The sequence below is a fragment of the Paenibacillus sp. MAHUQ-63 genome (assembly GCF_028765165.1).
In the GTDB taxonomy this organism is placed as follows: Bacteria; Bacillota; Bacilli; order Paenibacillales; family NBRC-103111; genus Paenibacillus_E.
In genome coordinates, this window is the sequence record NZ_JARADB010000002.1 from 1,024,735 (window position 1) to 1,044,743 (window position 20,009).

Annotated in this window: 20 protein-coding genes; 15 read left to right on the forward strand and 5 right to left on the reverse strand. The window is 51.0% G+C overall.

The window, feature by feature from the left end; all coding sequences use genetic code 11:
• The first annotated feature begins 45 nt into the window (after window positions 1–45).
• Complete coding sequence (locus PUT07_RS12890) at window positions 46–1,740, forward strand: M3 family oligoendopeptidase (RefSeq protein WP_274468451.1); 1,695 nt, start codon at window positions 46–48, stop codon at window positions 1,738–1,740.
• Here the strand turns inward: PUT07_RS12890 and PUT07_RS12895 are convergent.
• Window positions 1,737–2,669, reverse strand: coding sequence for a zinc dependent phospholipase C family protein (locus tag PUT07_RS12895; RefSeq protein WP_274468452.1), 933 nt, complete (start codon window positions 2,667–2,669; stop codon window positions 1,737–1,739). The two genes, PUT07_RS12890 and PUT07_RS12895, sit on opposite strands and share 4 nt — an antisense overlap.
• A gap of 191 nt (window positions 2,670–2,860) precedes the next feature.
• Here PUT07_RS12895 and PUT07_RS12900 point away from each other — a divergent pair, with 191 nt between their 5' ends.
• The gene (locus PUT07_RS12900) at window positions 2,861–5,101 is read left to right on the forward strand and encodes a PAS domain S-box protein (RefSeq protein WP_274468454.1); all 2,241 of its coding nucleotides are present in this window, start codon (window positions 2,861–2,863) and stop codon (window positions 5,099–5,101) included.
• Between the two features lie 52 nt (window positions 5,102–5,153).
• Here PUT07_RS12900 and PUT07_RS12905 read toward each other — a convergent pair whose 3' ends face one another.
• Window positions 5,154–5,384, reverse strand: coding sequence for a hypothetical protein (locus tag PUT07_RS12905; RefSeq protein ID WP_274468456.1), 231 nt, complete (start codon window positions 5,382–5,384; stop codon window positions 5,154–5,156).
• A 338-nt stretch (window positions 5,385–5,722) separates the two neighbouring features.
• Between PUT07_RS12905 and PUT07_RS12910 the strand changes: the two genes are divergently transcribed.
• The 5 genes from PUT07_RS12910 (at window position 5,723) to PUT07_RS12930 (ending at window position 9,155) form a co-directional block, all read left to right on the forward strand.
• Window positions 5,723–6,379 (forward strand): deoxynucleoside kinase, encoded by a 657-nt coding sequence (locus PUT07_RS12910; protein ID WP_274468457.1) that lies wholly within the window; start codon window positions 5,723–5,725, stop codon window positions 6,377–6,379.
• Window positions 6,380–6,565: 186 nt separating this feature from the next.
• On the forward strand, window positions 6,566–6,709 hold the full coding sequence (locus PUT07_RS12915; RefSeq protein WP_274468459.1) for a hypothetical protein: 144 nt from the start codon (window positions 6,566–6,568) through the stop codon (window positions 6,707–6,709).
• Window positions 6,710–6,826: 117 nt separating this feature from the next.
• Window positions 6,827–8,032 (forward strand): FAD-dependent monooxygenase, encoded by a 1,206-nt coding sequence (locus PUT07_RS12920; protein WP_274468460.1) that lies wholly within the window; start codon window positions 6,827–6,829, stop codon window positions 8,030–8,032.
• A 5-nt stretch (window positions 8,033–8,037) separates the two neighbouring features.
• A complete protein-coding gene (locus tag PUT07_RS12925; RefSeq protein ID WP_274468461.1) occupies window positions 8,038–8,730 on the forward strand; it encodes a copper homeostasis protein CutC in 693 nt (230 codons plus the stop codon).
• A gap of 116 nt (window positions 8,731–8,846) precedes the next feature.
• Window positions 8,847–9,155 (forward strand): DUF4870 domain-containing protein, encoded by a 309-nt coding sequence (locus PUT07_RS12930; protein WP_274468463.1) that lies wholly within the window; start codon window positions 8,847–8,849, stop codon window positions 9,153–9,155.
• 447 nt (window positions 9,156–9,602) lie between these two features.
• Here the strand turns inward: PUT07_RS12930 and PUT07_RS12935 are convergent, their stop codons facing one another.
• Complete coding sequence (locus tag PUT07_RS12935; protein WP_274468465.1) at window positions 9,603–10,358, reverse strand: MBL fold metallo-hydrolase; 756 nt, start codon at window positions 10,356–10,358, stop codon at window positions 9,603–9,605.
• Between the two features lie 251 nt (window positions 10,359–10,609).
• Between PUT07_RS12935 and PUT07_RS12940 the strand changes: the two genes are divergently transcribed.
• The 5 genes from PUT07_RS12940 to cyoD all read left to right on the forward strand — a co-directional run bounded on the left by PUT07_RS12940 (window position 10,610) and on the right by cyoD (window position 15,096).
• The gene (locus PUT07_RS12940; RefSeq protein WP_274468466.1) at window positions 10,610–10,876 is read left to right on the forward strand and encodes a hypothetical protein; all 267 of its coding nucleotides are present in this window, start codon (window positions 10,610–10,612) and stop codon (window positions 10,874–10,876) included.
• Between the two features lie 274 nt (window positions 10,877–11,150).
• Complete coding sequence (gene cyoA / locus PUT07_RS12945) at window positions 11,151–12,143, forward strand: ubiquinol oxidase subunit II (protein WP_274468467.1); 993 nt, start codon at window positions 11,151–11,153, stop codon at window positions 12,141–12,143.
• Between the two features lie 34 nt (window positions 12,144–12,177).
• Window positions 12,178–14,151 (forward strand): cbb3-type cytochrome c oxidase subunit I, encoded by a 1,974-nt coding sequence (locus PUT07_RS12950; RefSeq protein ID WP_274468469.1) that lies wholly within the window; start codon window positions 12,178–12,180, stop codon window positions 14,149–14,151.
• Complete coding sequence (gene cyoC, locus PUT07_RS12955) at window positions 14,151–14,768, forward strand: cytochrome o ubiquinol oxidase subunit III (protein WP_274468470.1); 618 nt, start codon at window positions 14,151–14,153, stop codon at window positions 14,766–14,768. The genes PUT07_RS12950 and cyoC overlap by 1 nt, the downstream gene beginning before the upstream one ends.
• A 1-nt stretch (window position 14,769) precedes the next feature.
• On the forward strand, window positions 14,770–15,096 hold the full coding sequence (gene cyoD / locus PUT07_RS12960; RefSeq protein WP_274468471.1) for a cytochrome o ubiquinol oxidase subunit IV: 327 nt from the start codon (window positions 14,770–14,772) through the stop codon (window positions 15,094–15,096).
• Window positions 15,097–15,155: 59 nt separating this feature from the next.
• On the opposite strand, the gene PUT07_RS12965 is transcribed toward cyoD, so the two are convergent.
• Entirely contained in the window at window positions 15,156–15,287 is a 132-nt protein-coding gene (locus PUT07_RS12965) for a hypothetical protein (RefSeq protein WP_274468473.1), read from the reverse strand.
• Window positions 15,288–15,465: 178 nt separating this feature from the next.
• On the opposite strand from PUT07_RS12965, the gene PUT07_RS12970 reads away from it, so the two are divergent.
• Window positions 15,466–16,947, forward strand: a complete 1,482-nt coding sequence (locus PUT07_RS12970) for a L,D-transpeptidase (protein ID WP_274468475.1) — start codon at window positions 15,466–15,468, stop codon at window positions 16,945–16,947.
• A gap of 75 nt (window positions 16,948–17,022) precedes the next feature.
• Here PUT07_RS12970 and PUT07_RS12975 read toward each other — a convergent pair whose 3' ends face one another.
• Window positions 17,023–18,138 carry an aminopeptidase gene (locus PUT07_RS12975; protein WP_274468477.1) on the reverse strand — a complete coding sequence of 372 codons (1,116 nt, stop codon included), beginning with the start codon at window positions 18,136–18,138 and terminating at the stop codon, window positions 17,023–17,025.
• Between the two features lie 157 nt (window positions 18,139–18,295).
• Here PUT07_RS12975 and PUT07_RS12980 point away from each other — a divergent pair, with 157 nt between their 5' ends.
• Together PUT07_RS12980 and PUT07_RS12985 are read left to right on the forward strand one after the other, a co-directional pair.
• Window positions 18,296–18,844, forward strand: a complete 549-nt coding sequence (locus PUT07_RS12980; RefSeq protein WP_274468478.1) for a hypothetical protein — start codon at window positions 18,296–18,298, stop codon at window positions 18,842–18,844.
• The gene (locus PUT07_RS12985) at window positions 18,795–20,006 is read left to right on the forward strand and encodes an MFS transporter (protein ID WP_274468479.1); all 1,212 of its coding nucleotides are present in this window, start codon (window positions 18,795–18,797) and stop codon (window positions 20,004–20,006) included. Before PUT07_RS12980 ends, PUT07_RS12985 begins: the two co-directional genes overlap by 50 nt.
• Window positions 20,007–20,009 lie beyond the last annotated feature (3 nt).

Consider the following 20,009-nt stretch of genomic DNA (forward strand, 5'->3'; position numbering starts at 1 on the left):
ACTTCATCGCCATGTGTTTGAACATTTCGCAAAGGAGAGAAGTCCATGAAATTTCAAGACTTTACCTATGAAAGACCGGATTTCAGCGTTTTTGAAGTGAAATTCAAAGAGCTGCTGGAGCGGTTTAAGGAAGCCGATTCTTTTGCCAGTCAGGATAACAGCATGGAAGCGATCGTGGGGCTGCGCAGCGGCTTGGAGTCGATGGAAGCCATTGCCCGCATTCGGCACAGCGTAGATACGACAGATGAGTTTTATAAGGCCGAGCAGGAGTTTTTTGACGAAATTGAGCCGTTATATCAGGGCTTGATCACGGATTTCTATAGAGCTCTAATCGGTTCTGCCTTCCGGGAGGACCTGGAAACGAAATGGGGCAAGCAGTTGTTCCGAATTGCCTCGCTCTCGCTCAAAACGTTCTCACCGGATATCGTCGACGATTTGGTGCAGGAGAATAAGCTGGCGAGCGAATACTCGAAGCTTCTGGCTTCGGCTAAGCTCGTGTATGCAGGGGAGGAGCGAAACTTATCGCAGCTTGTGCCTTTTCAATTGTCCACAGACCGAAATGTCCGCAAGGAATCGAATGATGTAAAATATAGCTTTTTTATCGAACATGAAGCAAAGCTGGACGAACTGTATGATCAGCTTGTGCATATTCGCACGGCCATCGCGAAGAAATTGGGCTATAACAACTTCGTGGAACTGGCTTACGCCCGGATGAACCGTTCCGATTATACGGCCAAGGATGTGGAGGCATTCCGCAACCAGGTGCTGGAGCACATTGTGCCTGCAGCCTCGAAACTGAAGGAACGTCAGAAAGCGCGGATCGGCGTAGAGGCGCTGCATTATTACGATGACAAGTTCGGCTTCCCGTCAGGGAATGCAACGCCGCAAGGCGATGCCGACTGGATCGTGGAGCAGGCAGCCAAGATGTATGCGGAGCTTTCGCCGGAAACGGATGAATTTTTCACATTCATGCAGGACAATGGATTGATGGATCTCGTGGCGAAGAAAGGGAAGCGCGTAGGCGGTTATTGCTCTTACATCAGTACATATCAAGCGCCATTCATCTTCTCTAACTTTAACGGTACTTCCGGCGACATCGATGTGTTGACGCATGAAGTCGGCCATGCATTCCAGGGTTACAGCTCCCGGGAATTCAAGGTGCCGGAGTATGTGTTTCCAACTCTGGAAGCTTGCGAAATTCACTCCATGAGTATGGAATTTCTGGCGTGGCCATGGATGTCCCTGTTCTTCAAGGAAGAAACGGATAAATATAAGTTCAAGCATTTGAGCGAGTCGCTCTTGTTCATTCCTTACGGCGTCGCGGTGGACGAATTCCAGCACCGGGTCTACGAGCAGCCGGAGCTGACGCCGGCTGAGCGCAAGCTTGTGTGGCGCGAGATTGAGCGCAAATATTTGCCGCACCGCGTGTATGAGGATAACGACTATTTGGAAAGAGGTGGCTTCTGGCAGCAGCAGCCGCATATTTACAAAAGCCCGTTCTATTACATCGACTACACGCTCGCGCAAGTATGTGCGTTTCAGTTCTGGAAGCGGGCTAATGAAGATTCGGAACTGGCTTGGCAGGATTACTTGCGGCTTTGCCGGCAAGGCGGAAGTCTGAGCTTCACCGAGCTCGTTCAGGTAGCGGACCTGATCTCGCCATTCGAAGATGGCTGCGTAGCTTCGGTCATCGGCGAGATCGAGGGTTGGCTGGATCAGATCGACGATAAGAAGCTCTAAATCATCGGCTGAACATGTGTGATTCGCAGGCCGCTGTCGCAATCTTTGCCTGTTTCGTAGGAGCGGTTGCCTAGCGTATCGTGCAGCGCGACGGCATCGGCCTCGGAACCCCGCTGCAGCACTTGAATCGCCGCTTGAACGACGGATTCGCCGTCCTTCATGGCGATATCCCATAAATCCCATACGCTGTACGTGTAGGTTTCATCCAGGGATGTCGGACAATTCCATACGGTGTTGGCTTCGTTCAAATAATCGAGCGGAGCCACGCGTCTGGCATAGACGAGAGGGGCTATTTTACCGAAGGTTAATACACGCTTCATACCCTTGGGATCGTGGAACAGCCGCTGTGCTTGGATCATATCGCGGTACGCGTCGTTCCAATCTTGTTCCTTGATGCCCGCGGTTAGGTCAGGATAATACCGTGCAGCAGCTTGAATGAGTGCCGGCGCTACGCCGAGAGGCAGTTGCTCGCCGACATAAATTTCTTTCCAAACCGGGGTTTTCCACGTTTGGACGCCAAGCTTGCGCTCGGCGATGAGCGTGTCCATGATGATTTCGAACCGCTGATGGTGCCATTTCTTGAAGCCGGATTTATAGAACACATAAGGGTGCATATTGCGATCCAATATATGATGGGTGAGAAATCCAAGCACATAAACGACAGCCGGATTATACACCCCCCTGCCATGTACTTGGCGAAGCAACTCCTCCAGGAACGGTCCGCAATGCTGCGAATGCATCAGAGAGCCTAACTGGTTCAAGGTTTTATTTTTTTTCCACGGCAGGAAATTGTGATAGAACAAGAAGTCGGGTCCTTGACAGCCAAGCGAGAAAGCATTGCGCAGCTGCTTATCGTTGAGCATATGAGCGTGGCCCAGCTGCTTCATTAATTCTTGCCCGAAGATGAGATGAGTCCAGATGTTTGGCAACGAAGTCTCCTCCTTCAATAGAAATTCGTGAGCATAGTTACATTTTATCATACCCAGACAGCGCCAAGGGCACATTTCGCGAACAATTTAAGACCCAACAGTTCCTATAGCAGGAATAATCTGCAAGTCGTCGAATTCAAAATTAACGGTGATGGAGCCTTCTAACGCTTATACATGATAGGAGATAAACGATGAATAGGGTCAATAATCCGGTGGATGCTAACCGTGCAGATCCTGACAATATTCAGGGGCTGCTTGCAAGTACCGAGCCGTCGTTTGCCGCTGTCTTCGAATTCACAACGATTGGCATGGCTATTATTTCGCTCAACGGTCTGTGGTTAAAAGTCAACGAACGATTAAGCGGCTTGATTGGGTTCCCGGCAGATGAACTCGCGGGTCGGGAGATGCATTCGATTTTCTTGCAGGATGGGGCGGAGAAGCTCCAAGCCCGGTTCGGCCGGCTTGTCGCCGGTGAGGGGAGTTCCTGCCAGCTAGAACTAGACTTGACGCGTAAAGACGGGCAGCTTGCCCGAGCTGAACTAGTCATCGCGCTCATTCGAGATACGCATAATGAACCTTTATACTTTTTAGCACAAATGAGTCTGCTCGCTCAGCAATCGGATATGCAGCGGAAGCTCGCGGAGAGCGAACAGCGGTATAAGTCGCTGATCGAGCACAATCCGGCAGGGATTCTCACCTGCGATTTGGTCGGAACGATCAAGAGCTTGAACCCGGCTATGGAGCGAATATTGGGCTATAAGGAAGAGGAAATGACCGGCAAGTCGATCAACGAGTTCTGGCGGCAAGAACATCATCCCGAAGACATCGTCGAAAGCATCGTGTCCCAGACGGATAACTATATGCTGCGAGTGAAGCATAAGAACGGTGATTTGATTGAGCTTGGTCTGAAAAATGTGCCGATCATCGTCGACGGAATGAACGAAGGCATCTATGTCATTGCAAGGGACATTACGCAGCATAATCGTGACCGGGAGTCATTAAGAATCGCGCAGCAGGATCTTCACGATACGGTTCGCAGGCAGCAGGGCATGACCATGAAGTTCAGATATATGCAGGGGAAATTCATTCATACCTTATGCGACGGAGAGCTGCTGTATCGGCTTGGATATAAGCCGGCGAACATTCTTGGCAATGATCTCTACGAAATATGGCCGTACCCGATTGCCGCCAACATGGAGCCTTACTACCGCAGAGCATGGAGCGGCGAAGAGAACGTCATGTACGAGTCGACTTTCCGCGGAATTACGTACCTGACATCGCTGCGGCCGATTGTTGAGAATGAACGCGTCGTTGAAGTGATCGGCTCTTGTGTGGACATTACGGAGCGCAAACAGATGGAGACGGAGCTGAGAGGGACGAAGGAACTGCTGGAATCGTTCATCTCCAATACGACCGACGCGATTTGTGTGCTGGATCTGCGATTCCGGGTCGTGTCCGTTAACGTTGCTTACGAGCATATTTTCGGATGGCGGCAGGATGAGCTGCGGGGGAGACGATTGCCGATCTACCCGGACGATCTGGAGGAACAGCGCAAAGAGATGTATGAAATGCTGAAGGCCGGCAAGCAAATTTCCGGGCTGGAGACGGTTCGGATGCGGAAAGACGGCCAAATTGTGCACGTCAGCGTGACGAAGACGCCGATTAATAATGAGAAAGGCGAGATTATCGGGTTCGCCGGCATTACGAGAGATATCACGGAGCGGAAGCGCACGGAGGAATTGCTGCGCAAATCGGATAAGCTATCCGTGGCGGGGCAGCTCGCTGCGGGTCTTGCCCATGAGATCAGGAATCCGCTGACTTCGCTCCGCGGCTTCCTTCAGCTCTTGCAAAGCGATGTGAAAGGGAAGCAGCATTATTTTGACATTATGCTTTCGGAATTGGATCGCATTAATTTCATCGTGAGCGAATTTCTGGTAATTGCCAAGCCTGAGGCTATTCACTATAAGAAGAATGATTTGAGAGACATTCTGCAGACCGTGACGGCCCTGCTGGAAACGCAAGCCGTACTGTGCGATGTGGGGCTGGAGCTGCAATTCGAGTCCGACATTCCGGAGTTGTTCTGTTCGGAGATGCATCTGAAGCAGTTGTTCATTAATCTGGTCAAAAATGCGATGGAAGCAATCCCGAAGGAAGGGCGCATCCGAATCACCGTTTCGATGCAGGGAAGCGATCGGATTCGAATAAGGACGGAAGATAACGGCTGCGGGATTCCGGAGGACAGGCTGAAACAGCTTGGCGAGCCCTTCTATACGACGAAGGAGAAAGGGACAGGACTCGGCCTGATGATGTGCTTCAAAATCGTGGAGGCTCATCAAGGGACGATGACGATCCAAAGCCGCTTAGGCGAAGGCACCGTGATCGACGTGTTACTGCCGGTGCTCCAATCGGGGCAAGGAATGATCGGCGTTTAGCCAGTTATAATGAAAAAACCGCCTTTCCCTGAGGGGAGGCGGTTTATTTGTGTTAGAAGCTGATGCTGAACTCGTAGGATTCTCTGGAATACCACTGGGAAATAGAGGTGTCATGTTCACAGTGAATACGTACTTCATCAGGCGTATATTTGACAATAATCCCGGAAGTCACCTGATAATATACGCCTATATGATCTAATGACCACACATAAACGGGTGTCTTGGTCAGGGCTGCAATAAAAAGCTCTGTATCTGTATCAAGTAGTTTGGTTCCGTAAATCATCTTCACACCTCTGTCTAATTAGTTTGTAAAGTTGCGCTTACTATAGTGACAGTATGAACAAATAAACAATCACGGAAACCTCCAAAACATTTTTTCTAGCGTTTTCATTTTCCTCGAAGTACAATCAAAGTTGTATTTTTGTAAACAGGGACAGGAGAATCAGCGTTCATTTGAGCGAAAACGAAGGTGAACTTACCACGAGAACTAACGAATCCTCACAAGGATCATAAAGGTAAAAAAATAGGGTTTGCAGGACTATAAATTCCTTGTATAATAGGAAAGCTTTGCAAGAATTGACTGTGGGTAAATTATGATCGGGCAGAAGGGGAAAGGGGTCAATGGCTGTGATTGTGGTTGGGGGAATGATCGGTCTCGGTAAAACATCTGTATCCACATTGCTTGGAAAAGAACTCAATTCAAGCGTTTTCTATGAGAGTGTAGATGATAATCCGATTTTACCGCTGTTTTACACGTCATCTCCGGAAGAGATTGAGAAGAAACGGTATCCGTTTCTGCTTCAATTGCACTTCCTGAATACAAGATTCAAGGCAATTAAGCAAGCGTTGGTACATAATCGTAATGTGCTGGACAGAAGCATTTATGAGGATTGGTATTTTGCCAAAGTAAACCGGGAATTAGGGCGAATCTCGCAATTGGAATTCGACGTCTATGAAGGGCTCGCGGATAACATGATGGCCGAGCTTGCGGAGCTGCCCAAAAAAGCGCCGGACCTGATGGTGTATTTGAAAGCGTCGTTCGAGACGGTTATGTACCGCATCGGACTTCGGGGACGCAGCTTCGAGCAGGACCAGTCCTTGGTAGACTACTACAAGCAGCTGTGGTCCGGGTATGACGACTGGGTGATGAATCATTACCGGGCTTCGGAAGTATTGATCGTGGATATGGACCGCGTGGATGTCGTGAACCGGCCGGAAGACGCAAGAGTGCTGGTCGACCAAGTGCGTGCCAAGCTAGCGGAATTAGCAATCGTTTAATTGAGAAGACCCCCTCTATTCAGAGGGGGTCTTTCGAATTATATAGGAGGTTAACGAAGTTGAAATTGTTAGCATATTTGCGTGAATTATTTCATATACATATCGAATATTGGCGAAACTACCATTTAATCTGTCGAATCATGAGGAAACACCCATTACGAAGCTATGAAGGGAAAGGTGATCAATATGTTATTTATCGTTTGTTATCAAGGGAAGCCGATGTGCCCGCCGCTGCCGAAGCTGGCCGCCACCGAGAAAATGCAGAAATTGAGCCTTCTTTTTGCCAATCTGGAGCTTGTGGAAGTGCAGCAGGAGAAAGTCGCCAACTAATAGCAACGAAGGATTCTTCTTTCGGCCCCCTTTAGCTCCTTGTTCTGCGGAATAAGGAGTTTTTGACATTCCCGGATTATGGTAAAGTAGATGGAAAAGGTGGATGAGGAGGCCGTCATGGCGCTTGTTACAGCAGGAAGGAAGAAAGCGCTCATCGTCGGAGCGGGCATTGGCGGACTGACGGCGGCGCTGTTTCTGCAGGGAAATGGCTGGGAAACGGTTATTTTCGAGAAAAAAAGCTCGCTGGACAGCCAAGGAGCGGGAATTGTGCTAGCGGCCAACGCGATCCACGTGCTGCAGGAACTCGGTTTGGCCGAGCAGGTGAAGCAGGCCGGCGCTTGCGTGGGTCAAGCCGACATCCGGACATGGGACGGCCGGCCGATCACGGCGGTTCCGGTGAAGCGGCAAGCGGAGCTGTACGGAACCTACAGCTATTTGATTCATCGGGCCAAGCTTCAAGCGATACTAGCCGGCCGCCTGCAAGCGGGAACGGCATTGCATCTCCGAAGCACGATGGTTGCCGTTGACCAGGATGAGCATCGGATCACAGCTCGATTCGAGGACGGCACGGCAGAGACCGGTGACGTCCTCATCGGTGCGGACGGCATCCATTCGGCCGTTGTGCGCGAATTGTTCCCTATACGTCCGCTCCGTTATTCGGGTTATACCGCTTTTCGCGGCGTCACGCCGTTCACGGATGCGGAGTACTCGCTGGAGGCTGGCGGCGGGTTCGAATCCTGGGGTAGCGGCAAGCGGTTCGGGTTTTCCCAGCTCGGAGAGGGGCTTGTGTTCTGGTTCGCCGCGATCAATGCGCCGGAAGGGATGGCGGTGCCGGATCGGAAGGACTATGTGCTTCAGCAGTTCGGCGGCTGGCAGAAGCCCATAGAAGCGGTTGTGCGGGCGACCGATTCAGCCTCGATTCTTAGGCATGATATTTATGACCGTGAGCCGCTGGATCATTGGAGCCGGGGCCGGGCTGTGCTGCTGGGAGATGCCGCACATGCGATGCTGCCTAACTTGGGACAGGGAGGAGCCCAAGCGATGGAGGATGCTTTCGTTCTGGCGGCATGTCTTCAGGAAGCCGAGGAACTCTCAGCGACAGGCATTGCTGCGGCATACCGTGCGTACGAAGGGATCCGGCTGCCTCGCGCCAACCGGGTGCTGCGGCAGTCCCGGCGCATGGCCCGGATGGTCCAGATGCAGCATCCATTCGCGATGAGCATCCGCAATCGAGTGCTGCGATTCGTTCCCGACGCGGTGACGGTGAAGCAGCTGCATTGGCTGCTCGGATATCGCGTATCCACAATAGAAAGGCAGGTTTGATACGCATGGTACGCTTAGAAGTGATTGCCACCTCCTTGGAGGACGCTTTACTGGCGGAAGAAGGCGGAGCGGACAGGATTGAGCTTGTTCGCGATCTGCATGAGGGCGGCTTAACGCCTGATATGGACTTGGCGGCGCAGATAGCACGGGCGGTGTCGATCCCTGTGCATGTGATGATTCGGCCGCACAGCAAGTCGTTTCAAATGGATGAAGCGGATATTCGAACGATGTTGAACGACAGCAAGCGGGCTTATCAAGCAGGCGTTTCGGCGCTGGTCTGGGGCGTACTGACGGAGAGGGGAACGATCCATCGTGATGCGCTCGAAACGCTGTTGGCCGCTGCGCCGCTTCCGGTTACGTTTCACCGGGCATTTGACGAGATCGAGCAGCAAGAGGAAGCATTGGGCGTTCTGCTTGCTTATGAGCAGATTCGTTCCGTCCTGACCTCCGGCGGAGCGGCAAGTGCGCTTCATGCCGCAGACCGGTTGAAGGCGCTGGTCGCCTTGACGGCAGGACATTCCTTGCAAGTCATGGCCGGAGCCGGACTTACATTAGCCAGCTTGCAAGATTTTGTGCAAGCGGTGCCGGTGCCGGTCGTGCATTTGGGCACCGGCGTCAGAAGGAACGGGCGAATGGATGAACCGGTGGATGCTTCCAAGGTGCGTGAGGCGAAGAGCATTCTGCAGTCACTCGCTTAAGCGCGCGGTGCGGAAATGAGCGGAAATTATTTTTTGAATTGTATGAAATTCAATAGAATTGCTGGAAAACTCCGAATATAATGGAATAGTAAACTTTGAGAAAAGAGGTGCTGTCCATGTATGATTCTAGCGATATTCAAAACAATAAGGGAATGGCCATCATTGCGTACATCTTGTTTTTCGTCCCGCTTATCGCCGCCAAAGATTCCAAATTTGCCATGTACCACGCCAACCAAGGGCTGACTCTGTTCCTGTGCTGCGTGATCCTGAACGTGGTTCTGGGCATCATTCCGGTGATCGGCTGGATTCTGCTGCCGCTCGTGAATCTGGCGTTGTTCGTGCTTGCGATACTCGGCATTGTCGCCGCGGCGCAAGGTCAAGTTAAACCGCTGCCAATTATTGGCGCATATACGCTTCTGAAGTAAGCTCGAACGTACATAATCGAAAGCAGGCTGCCCATTCCAGGCAACCTGCTTTTTTTTGACATATAAGAATTTATATGTTTTGGGTTTGGGGTGAGCGAAGCTTCCCCCTTATTTTTGGTATGGTGAAGGTATGGACTCGAACTTACTGAAGCTGAAGCAAATATTTTGGATGAGCATCGACACCGGTGGTCAGCCGCAGGGCGTAACTGGAATTTCTCCCGTTATTCGCGAAAAATTAGCCCAGTTGTACGAATAAAGGGAATTCCTCCCCGTCCCCATTTCGCGTAAAGGCTGCGAGTACGGGCTGAATAACGGGAGGAATTCCTGTTATTCAGCATTCGAGGATCCGCCAGGCTGCATGTAACAGGAGAAATTCCGTCTATGGGCGGGACTCTCGGTTGAGGCTTGGCTCTATTGGAGGAGCCGTGCTTTTTTGCCGTATGCGGCCTAAGCGTCTACCGCCGCCAGCTCGGCAATTCGATCATTCACATTTCCTGTGAATAGGCCGCCATGGTAGCAAATCACAGACTCGATGTCATACTGGGTAAATTTACGAAGCGAGGCTGCCGCTAATTCGTAGTCCACACAATAGGAGGGGATCGGGCCCATAAGCTGACCATCCGACACGACCAGGGCATCCGCAGCGATCAGTGTTTTGCTAGGGATGTGGTAGAAGCTCAAATGACCGGGCGTATGGCCGGGAGTTTCAATGGCCATGAGACCGCCTCCGTAGGGCAGGTGCTCGCCGTCTTGGATAAGCCCGTGGACGCGGCCTCTCGGAGGATTCTCGAGTACTGCCCGGAAGGCGGCCCGCCATTCAGGCGACACATGGGCCGGCAGGTTGGCGACCGCCTGGTCGATGGCTTCCGGGGTAACCTTGATCAACCTGTGATCCCCTTCGATATACGGTTTCTCCACTTCACTTGCAAGTACACGAAGTTGCTCCGGAAATTCACTTAGGAATGTCGGCAAACTCCCGATATGATCTATATCCTGATGGGTAATGATAATCGTGTGCAGGTCTTGCAGCGGCACTTGATGCACGTCGAAGGCTTGACGAAACAAGGGGAAAGTTCCGGGATATCCGGTGTCCACCAAGACCGCGCCATGTTCATCGTGCAGCAATGTCGGGTAGATGACGTCGGTTCTCCCCATGACAGGCACAGCAAGCTCCAACATGTAAATTCCGTTTGCGATTCGCATAGGATCCCTCCAAATATGATCATGAATAGAAAACAACATGGTTATCATACTTAGAGAGGAGGTGTGAAGTCAATAAAATATTTTATTATACCACATTATCAGCATAAAGTCAAGTGAAACTTTCCACCCTACCCCCCGACAAAATTTTGTCCATTTTTTGATCAACGTGTGAATAAAATATGAACATTTTTTTAAGATTTGTGCTATAATAAATTTATAAGACTTTAACATCTGAGTTTGGAGTGATAATAATGGCGGTTAGAACAGTTTCGGTTAGTAACGTTAACAATGAACGCAGTGAACGTGATGTGTTGCCATTAGTGAAGTTAATGACAATCGCGGCATGGGCTTTGCTTGGCATAGGATTGCTATTAAGCTTAATTAATTTGGATCATTTCAGTGACCGTAACCCTTCATTGATGGTCGGAATTGGTTTCATGGTCGGCAGCGTGCATGTTTATGTGATCCGGACAGCCATTCATTTGGTACACTCCCGGGCAGCATCGAAGACAGAGTGAACAAAACCATTTCATGAATAAAATCAGCCTTTCAGGTGAATAACTTGAAGGGCTTTTTGGTTTTCATGGATTTTCATACTTTGCTTTATTAGTCAACAAACGTTGTGTGACATTTGTTTTACAGTAAAACGTCGATCCTTTGACGTATTTGTTAAGACCTGCTAGCGGCAGTGTACTTTTAAATGAAAATTGATATCTTAGTATTAGATAAAAAAGAGCATCTTAAGTAAATATGGAAAGCACTCTTCAGAAAGTGGTTTGGGAGGTTAATTGGATGAAGAAGAGAAAACTCGTACAAGCTTTGCTGCCGGTCATGATGATCGCCTTCGTCGTTTTACTGGCTGGCTGCAGCGATCAAGCGATGGTGCTGGATCCCAAAGGTCCTGTCGGGGCCGAGCAAAGAGATTTGATTTACATTTCCTCGATACTGTGTGCAATTATCCTTATACCGGTACTTGCGATGACGGCGTGGATCGTCTGGAGGTACCGGGATAAAGAAGGCAATAAGGCTACGTACAAGCCGAATTGGTCTCATAATACGACATTAGAAGTCGTATGGTGGTCGGTGCCGATTATCATCATTGTTACACTGGCCGTGATCACGATTCGATATACGTACGCGTTGGAGCCTTCAAAGGCCCTTAAGTCGGAGAAAGACCCGATCACCATTCAAGTCACATCCTTGGATTGGAAATGGTTGTTCACGTATCCGGAGCTAGGGATCGCTACTGTCAACTATGTGCAGATTCCGGAAGATACGCCGATTAAATTCGAGCTTACGTCGGATGCGCCGATGAATTCGTTCTGGGTTCCGCAGCTTGGCGGACAAATCTACACGATGTCCGGCATGGCCATGACGCTGTATCTGCAGGCCGATGAGATTGGCCATTACTTCGGTACGGGAGCGAATTTCAGCGGAGCTCATTTCGCCGATATGACCTTTGACGTGAATACGACCTCGCGCGCGGATTTTGATGCCTTCGTCGCCAAAACGAAGAGCGTGCCTACCAAGCTGACGATGGAACGTTATGAAGAACTGGCGAAGCCGAGCAAATCGCCTGGGGTTCTATATTTCTCCTCGATCCCTGACGGCTTGTTCGAGAAAATCGTAACGAAATATACGAACGGTCAACCGGCTCACAGCGGTCACGGCGCTTCCAGCTCCGCTGATTCCGCCAAAGATACAGCGAAATCTTCATCATCAGGCACGAATGCCCCAATGAATCATAATCAAATGGATCATAGTCAAATGAACATGACAAAGTGATCGATAGAAAGTTTCATGAAAGGAAGTTATGCTCATGTTGGATACAATCAAACAGTTCGCATCCGAATTTTTCGTAACGGGCGATCCGCTCATCTTGGGTGCACAGGTAAGTATCGGGCTCTCGCTCGTCGCCATCATTTTCGTCTTGAGCTACTTTAGGAAATGGGGCTGGCTCTGGCGGGAGTGGCTGACCAGTGTGGATCATAAACGGATCGGGATCATGTACATCGTCTGTTCGATCCTGATGCTGTTCCGCGGCGGCGTGGACGCCTTGCTGATGCGCTTGCAGCTGGCGATGCCGAATACGGAGTTTCTGCAAGCAGAACACTATAACGCTATTTTCACAACGCATGGTGTCATCATGATTTTGTTCATGGCGATGCCGCTCATGTTCGGTTTATTTAATATCGTCGTTCCTTTGCAAATCGGTGCGAGGGACGTTGCGTATCCGTTCTTGAATTCCCTCAGCTTCTGGCTGTTCTTCTGGGGCGCGATGCTGTTCAACGTCTCGTTCGTTATCGGCGGTTCCCCGGATGCCGGCTGGCTCAGCTATCCGCCGCTCTCAGAGCTTTCGCATAGCCCGGGCGTCGGACAGAACTTCTATATTTGGGGTATTCAAATTTCCGGTATCGGCAGTTTGGCGACAGGGATCAACTTCATTGTAACGATCCTCAAAATGCGTGCTCCAGGCATGACGCTGATGAAAATGCCGATGTTTACGTGGTCCGTTTTATCCAGCTGTATTACGATTATTTTCGCCTTCCCGATCTTGACGGTAACGCTCGCACTCTTGTTCCTGGACCGTTTCTTCGGAGCACATTTCTTCACCCTGGACGGCGGCGGAAATCCGATGATGTATATCAACTTAATCTGGATGTGGGGTCACCCTGAGGTTTACATCGTGGTACTTCCGGCATTCGGGATTTTCTCGGAAATTGTCGCGACATTCTCCAAAAAGAAATTGTTCGGCTATAAATCGATGGTATTCGCCATGTTGATTATTTCCTTACTGTCGTTCTTCACATGGGCGCATCACTTCTTCACCATGGGATCCGGAGCGGACGTCAACGCCTTCTTCGCCATCACGACCATGCTGATCGCCATTCCTACGGGGGCGAAAGTATTTAACTGGCTGTTCACGATGTACCGCGGTAAAATACGTTTCACGACGCCGATGATGTGGACGATTGCGTTCATTCCTTGTTTCGTCGTCGGGGGGATGACCGGGGTCTTGCTGTCGGTTGCGCCGGCTGACTTCCAGTTCCATAACAGCTACTTCCTGATTGCGCATTTCCATCAGGTGCTTATTGGCGGCGTAGCGTTCGGCTACTTCGCAGGCTTATACTACTGGTGGCCGAAAATGTTCGGCTTCAAGCTCAACGAGCACTTGGGCAAATGGGCGTTCTGGCTGTGGAACATCGGTTTCTATGTATGTTTCATGCCGCAATATTTCTTAGGATTAGACGGAATGACACGCCGTACGTACACGTACGATTTCGATATGGGCTGGGGGCCGCTCAACCTGGTGTCCACGATCGGCGGTTTCTTGATGGGGATCGGTTTCTTGTTCCAAGTATGGCAAATCGCTCACTCCATCAAGTTTAGAGAGAAGGACGTGACGGGAGATCCGTGGGATGGCCGGACGCTGGAATGGTCGATTCCTTCACCTGCGCCGCTCTACAACTTCGCCGTTCTTCCGCAAGTGAAAGATGTCGACGACTGGTGGGAAACGAAACAGAAAATGCAAGGCAAAGCGGGTAAACAGGCTCCGGCCGTTTATGAACCGATTCATATGCCGAAAAATTCGGCGATACCATTCATCAAATCGGCATGCTGGTTCTTCGCAGGCTTCGGCTTCGTCTGGGATTGGATGTGGCTGACGATTCCTGCGCTAATCGGTGTCGGAATCTGTATGCTGGCACGTTCGTTCAGTTACGACACGGATTACTACATTCCGGTAGACGAAATAAAACGTACGGAAGCCGCATTGAAAGGAGCGAAAGTCTAATGGCACATGCAGCCGCGCACGGTGAGCAGCACGCTCACGAACACGACCATGAACATGATCACGAATCGCTCAAGACGTTCGGGTTCTGGATCTTCCTGATTACCGACGTTATCTTATTCGGATCTTTATTTGCCACTTATATGGTTCTCCATCAGAATACGAATGGGGGACCGACGCCGGAAGAGCTGTTCAAGATGCCGGGCATTATTGCCGAGACGTTCATCTTGCTTACGTCCTCTTTTACAAGCGGTCTGGCGGTTCTGGGCATGCACAAAGGGAACTTGAAACAGCTGATCGGCTGGTTGGCCGTCACAGCGCTTCTCGGGGCTTCCTTCGTCGGATTAGAAGTAGCTGAGTTTATTAGCATGGTTAATCATGAGGGAGCGACAATCTCGACAAGCGCATTCTTGTCCGCCTTCTTCGCCTTGGTAGGGACTCACGGCATGCACGTGTCGGTCGGTCTGATCTGGATGGTAGGACTGATCCTGCAGCTCAGACGCAGAGGCATTACGGCGGTAACCAAACGGAAAGTGGAAGTCATTTCTTTGTACTGGCATTTCCTTGACGTTGTTTGGATCTTCGTCTTTACAGTCGTTTATTTAATGGGGGTGATGTAAGATGAGTCAGCACCATACGGATTCACACGGCAATCACGGACATGGATCGATGAAATCTTATGTCATCGGCTTCGCGCTATCGATTATTTTGACCATCATACCGCTGGTAGCGGTCATGAACCATATGATGGGCCGCACAGGAACGCTCATTCTGATTCTGCTTATGGCGATTCTGCAGTTCGTCGTGCAATTGTTCTTCTTCATGCATGTGAGAGAAGGCGAGAACGCACGCTGGAATATTATGACGTTGATCTTTGGTTTGATCATTCTCATTACCATCGTCGGCGGTTCGATTTGGATTATGACTTACAACCAAGTGGCACATTAACAGAGGAAAGACGCTCCCATCCGCGGTAATCGCGGACGGAGCGTCTTTTTTTGGTATGATTACGAATTTTTGTGATGGCGTTCTTTCATTTCGCGCTTCTCTTGTTGGACAGCTTTCTCGCCGAACTGCTCCAAGCGAGAAGGGCTGCCGGCTGGACCATTGTTTTTCGGCTTGCTGTTTCTCCCACCCATCGTAATCACCTCCGTGATTCAGCTTGTGCCATTTGGGGGGCGTTCATGCTGGTGCTTTCAGGAAGCACAAAACAGTTGTCACGCCGCTGCCAAACGTGATACATTATGTATCAGAGATACTAAATGTATCGAACATCACGAATGAGACAAGCCAATTTATGGAATGGAGAGGAGCCGAATGATCCGCCACAATCAACGCTTTCGCAACCATCTCGATGACCATCTCATTCATTTGCGCAAAAACTTGTTCATCTCTCCGTCCGATCCGATGTATCACGAGAAAGTGATCCGTTATTTGGATGCGACCTCTCCGGAAGCTCATTTCAAGATCGGGCAAAAATTTCACGGAAAAGGGAATATGAAACGGGCCGTATTTCATTACAAAGAAGTGCTGCGGACGTATCCGTCCCCGTTCTATTCCGCGGCTAACCGGGCCCTGCGTCAGATTGAAGCGGAGCAATCCGCGCATGCGCTTCAACTGCAGCAAGCTTTTCCGGATGAACGCAAGAGGCTTCTGCCGCCATTCCTGAAGACGCTGCTTATCGTCCTGCTTGTGTTGAATGTTCTGATCGTGCTGTTATTTGCCGGCCGGCAGCCTCTCTATAAGACGATCTCGGCGATGAAAGAATGGGGGACAGGGAGTATGATCACGTATGAAACGGTCGACGCCCCGTTCGTTCTGTACATAGCGCCCGAGACGCAGGAGAAAGCAATAGAATCAGAGCTGCACAAGATGGCATTGGAGCTGGCCAAGGAGATGCCGAAGACGAACATCGTCATCTACGGCGTCGTTTCCCTTGACGCTGCGAATCAAGGGAAGACCTTGCTGTTAAGGGATCAACAGCTTGCCGCAAGCGCAATCGTCGTGGCGCAGTATCATCCGGAGACGGACGATGCGGTCCGTATCCGTTTCATGAACGCCGAATTTGAAAAGCACCAACCGCTTAACGCGATTGGTGCTAATTTAGTTCGGACGGCTCTGGAAGCCTACGTCAAGGATCATGGAAGCGCGCCAGAACGTCTGGAGGCGCTGCTTGGCGATTATCCGAACAACTACTTAAGCTTTATTCCACTCGAGGCTTCAACGGGCTCTAACGGCGTTATAACGGCTTATAACGGTCAAGGCGGTTGGGTCTATGATGCCGCTGCGGCTGATCCGGCACGCAGATTTTACGCCAATACCGCTGCAGGACCGAATTGGCCGTACGCACCGGTGCATATAGAGATCAATAAAGCGGCGCACCAGTTAAGATTGGTTAGCGGTGAGTATGTCCTTTGGGACAAAACGATCGGGCTTGGCGCCGATGACCGTACGCCGCAGGGAGATTATATCGTACAGGACCGCGTCAAACAGCCGCGGGGCAGCCATCCCCAAGTCTACGGAGAGGCGGGGCTCGGGCTCGGGTCCATCGCGCTGCACGGCACCTATGATGAAAGCTCGATCGGAGCTAATAAATCGCTGGGCTGCGTCCGGTTGTCGAATGAAGATGTGCAGCAGCTGTTCCCTTGGGTCCCGAAAGGGGCACAAGTGCAGATTCAAGCTTCGGCTTGGAGCTCCGCTAGCTTGCAGCCCGTTGCAGGCGCCGAACGGCTCGTTCCGGCCGTTCGGAACGGGCCGGACGAGTCTCCGGAGCGCGTTGTATTCCACTGGCTTGGATAGCGTGCCGTTATCGTTAATGTCATTACAGAAAAGCAGCCGAAGCACCCTTCCGGGCAGCTTCGGCTGCTTATTTCACTACATTAAGTTCTCCGGATTCAGCTTCTCCAGCTCCGGGATGACGAATCGGCCGTCCTTGCGGATCAGCACATCGTCAAAGTAGATTTCCCCGCCGCCGTATTCCGGACGTTGAATCAGCACCATGTCCCAGTGCACGGAGGACCGGTTCGTGTTATCCGCGGTCTCGTACGCTTGCCCTGGGGTGAAGTGAATGCTGCCGTCAATCTTCTCATCGAATAAAATATCTTTCATCGGATGCTTGATATGCGGATTGACGCCGATTGCGAACTCACCGATATACCTTGCACCGTCATCCGTATCCAGAATGTCGTTCAACTTCTTCGTATCGTTGCTGGTCGCCTCTACGATGCGGCCGTTCTCGAAACGCAGGACGATATTCTCGAAAGAGGTGCCGGAGTAGATCGTCGGCGTGTTATAGGAGATAACGCCGTTCACGGAATCTTTCACGGGAGCCGTGTACACTTCGCCGTCCGGGATATTTCGGCGGCCCGAACAAGGTACGGCGCCGATATTTTTGATGGAGAAGGAGATGTCCGTGCCTTTGGCCACGAGACGAACACGGTCCGTACGGTTCATGAGCTGAACCAACGATTCCATCGCTTCGGCCATTTTGCTGTAGTCCAGATTGCAGACGTTGAAGTAGAAGTCTTCGAATTCCTCCGTGCTTTTGCCGGCAAGCTGGGCCATAGAAGCATTCGGATAGCGCATGACGCACCATTTGGTATTGTTGATGCGCTCGTCGAAGAGAGGGCGCTGGAAATATTTTAAGTACAGTTTCATTTGATCGTCCGGAACGTCCGACGATTCCGTAATATTGTCTCCGCTTCTAACTGCCACATAGGCATCCATCCGCTTCATACGGGCAAGCTCGAAGCCGGCCCACTCGCTGAATTGCTCTTGGGTGCCTTTCATTTGCAAGCTTCTCATGATCATGGGATCGCGCAGCTCAATGAATGGAGTGCCGCCTGCGGCGTATACTTCCTCGATGAAGCATTTCGCGAGCTCCGGATCTTTGACACCGATCATTTCGATCAATATGTTCTCCCCTGGCTGAAGACTTACCGAGTAACGGATAATGTTGCGAGCAAAAGTTTGAAGTCGTGGATCTCTCATGCTTAGGTCTCCCTTAATGGAATATGAATACAAAGAAAGTATATCGTACTGGGCGATCTAAAGCCAATCGTCCCCTGATTTCGTTAATTTTAAAAGGGTATGCTACAATAGAGGACTGGATAAGTGAAGGAAGTCAGACAACAAGAGGAGGACACGGATGGCAAGAGAGCAAATCAAAGTGCCCTTTGGGTACGAACCCCCGCCGCAGAGCCGGAAGGGCACGCTTTTTATATTTGAGACGTTCGAGGACTGGACCGAGGCGGATATTAACGCTTGCACCGCATGGGCGGAAGAGAAGAAGTTCGTTCGGGCCATTTTCTATCCGCAGCATGAAGAAACGCTGCGCAGGATGGAGATTACATGCGAGGAGCCCTATTATGCGCGTGTGAAGCATTTGGAGAGCTTGTTGAAGAGTGCGAATACGACCGTGCAGTTGGATTTGGACACATGGGAAGGCAAACGGAAGAAATATACGCCCATGGACACGTCGCTTCATTTTTTAACGGATAAATCCCCGGGACCTTATTTCTTATGCCTTAGCGACCGTTATGCCAATCAATTCGTCACCTATCCTTCCTTCAAGGAATGGATTCGAAAATTGAGACTTTATATCAACGAGCAGTTTCATGTTCCGCTGAGCAGCAGGCTGGACGAATATGCAGGACGTTGGGAAACCGTTTGTTTCGGACATGACAGCTCCAACTAGACTTTCGTCCAATAAATTAACCATATTAATTATGGTCATCGTCGTGGCTGGGATGAGTCAAGGCATGCTCATGCCGCTGCTGACGATTCTGCTGGACCGCTCCGGCGTTTCTGCGGATACGAACGGCGTGAACGCCGCTGCGCTCTACATCGGCATCTTCTCCACGATGTTCTTCATTGAGAAGCCGGTGCGGCGCTTCGGATATAAGCCGGTCATTGTGACCGGCATGGGGTTGATCATCACGGCGACGTGTTTGTTCCCTGCCTGGCAGCAGCTGGGGTTCTGGTTCGTCTTGCGGCTGCTCGTAGGCATTGGGGACAGTGCGCTTCATTATGCCACGCAATTGTGGATCGTCTCGTCCAGTCCCGCGGAGCGCCGGGGGCGCAACATTTCGTTATACGGGATGGCTTACGGAATTGGCTTCAGCTTAGGCCCTATCGGCATAACGCTGCTTAAAGCAGGGATTTGGGTGCCGTTCTTAACGACAAGCGGCTTCTTCCTGGTCGTCCTCATGCTGCTGCTGAAACTGCCGAATGAGCGGCCGGAGCACGGCGAACGCATGGAAGCCGTGCATAAGCGCGCTACCAAAGTGATGGCTCTCGCTTGGTTTCCGCTGACGACTTCACTGCTGTTCGGATACATGGAATCGTCCATGAACAGCAACTTTCCGCTCTATGGCCTGCGGGTCGGCCTTGCAGAGCACGAAATCGGCATACTGCTGCCCATCATCGGCGTCGGCAGTCTCATCATGCAGCTGCCGCTGGGCATCTGGAGCGATCGTATCGGCAGGAAGAAGATTCTGATCGCCGCCGGTTTGACCGGAGCCGCAGCCTTTCTCTGCATGCCGTTCGCCGGGGATAGCCTATGGGGCATCGGCCTCTTATTCGGCCTTGCCGGAGGCATGGTCGGTTCGTTTTTCTCGCTGGGACTTGCCTATGCGGCGGATATTTTGCCGAAGCATCTGCTGCCTACGGCGAATGTTTTGGCTTCGATACAGTATAGCATCGGAAGTATAGCGGGACCGCTCATTGGCGGCATGGCCATTCGCTATACGAGTGTAACCAGCATTTTTTATGTACTCGGATTCATTTATATCGTTTTTGCGCTTTCCGGACTTCGATTTCGTCGTGTTCAAGCCGGTCGAGAACAAGCCGAATCATAAACA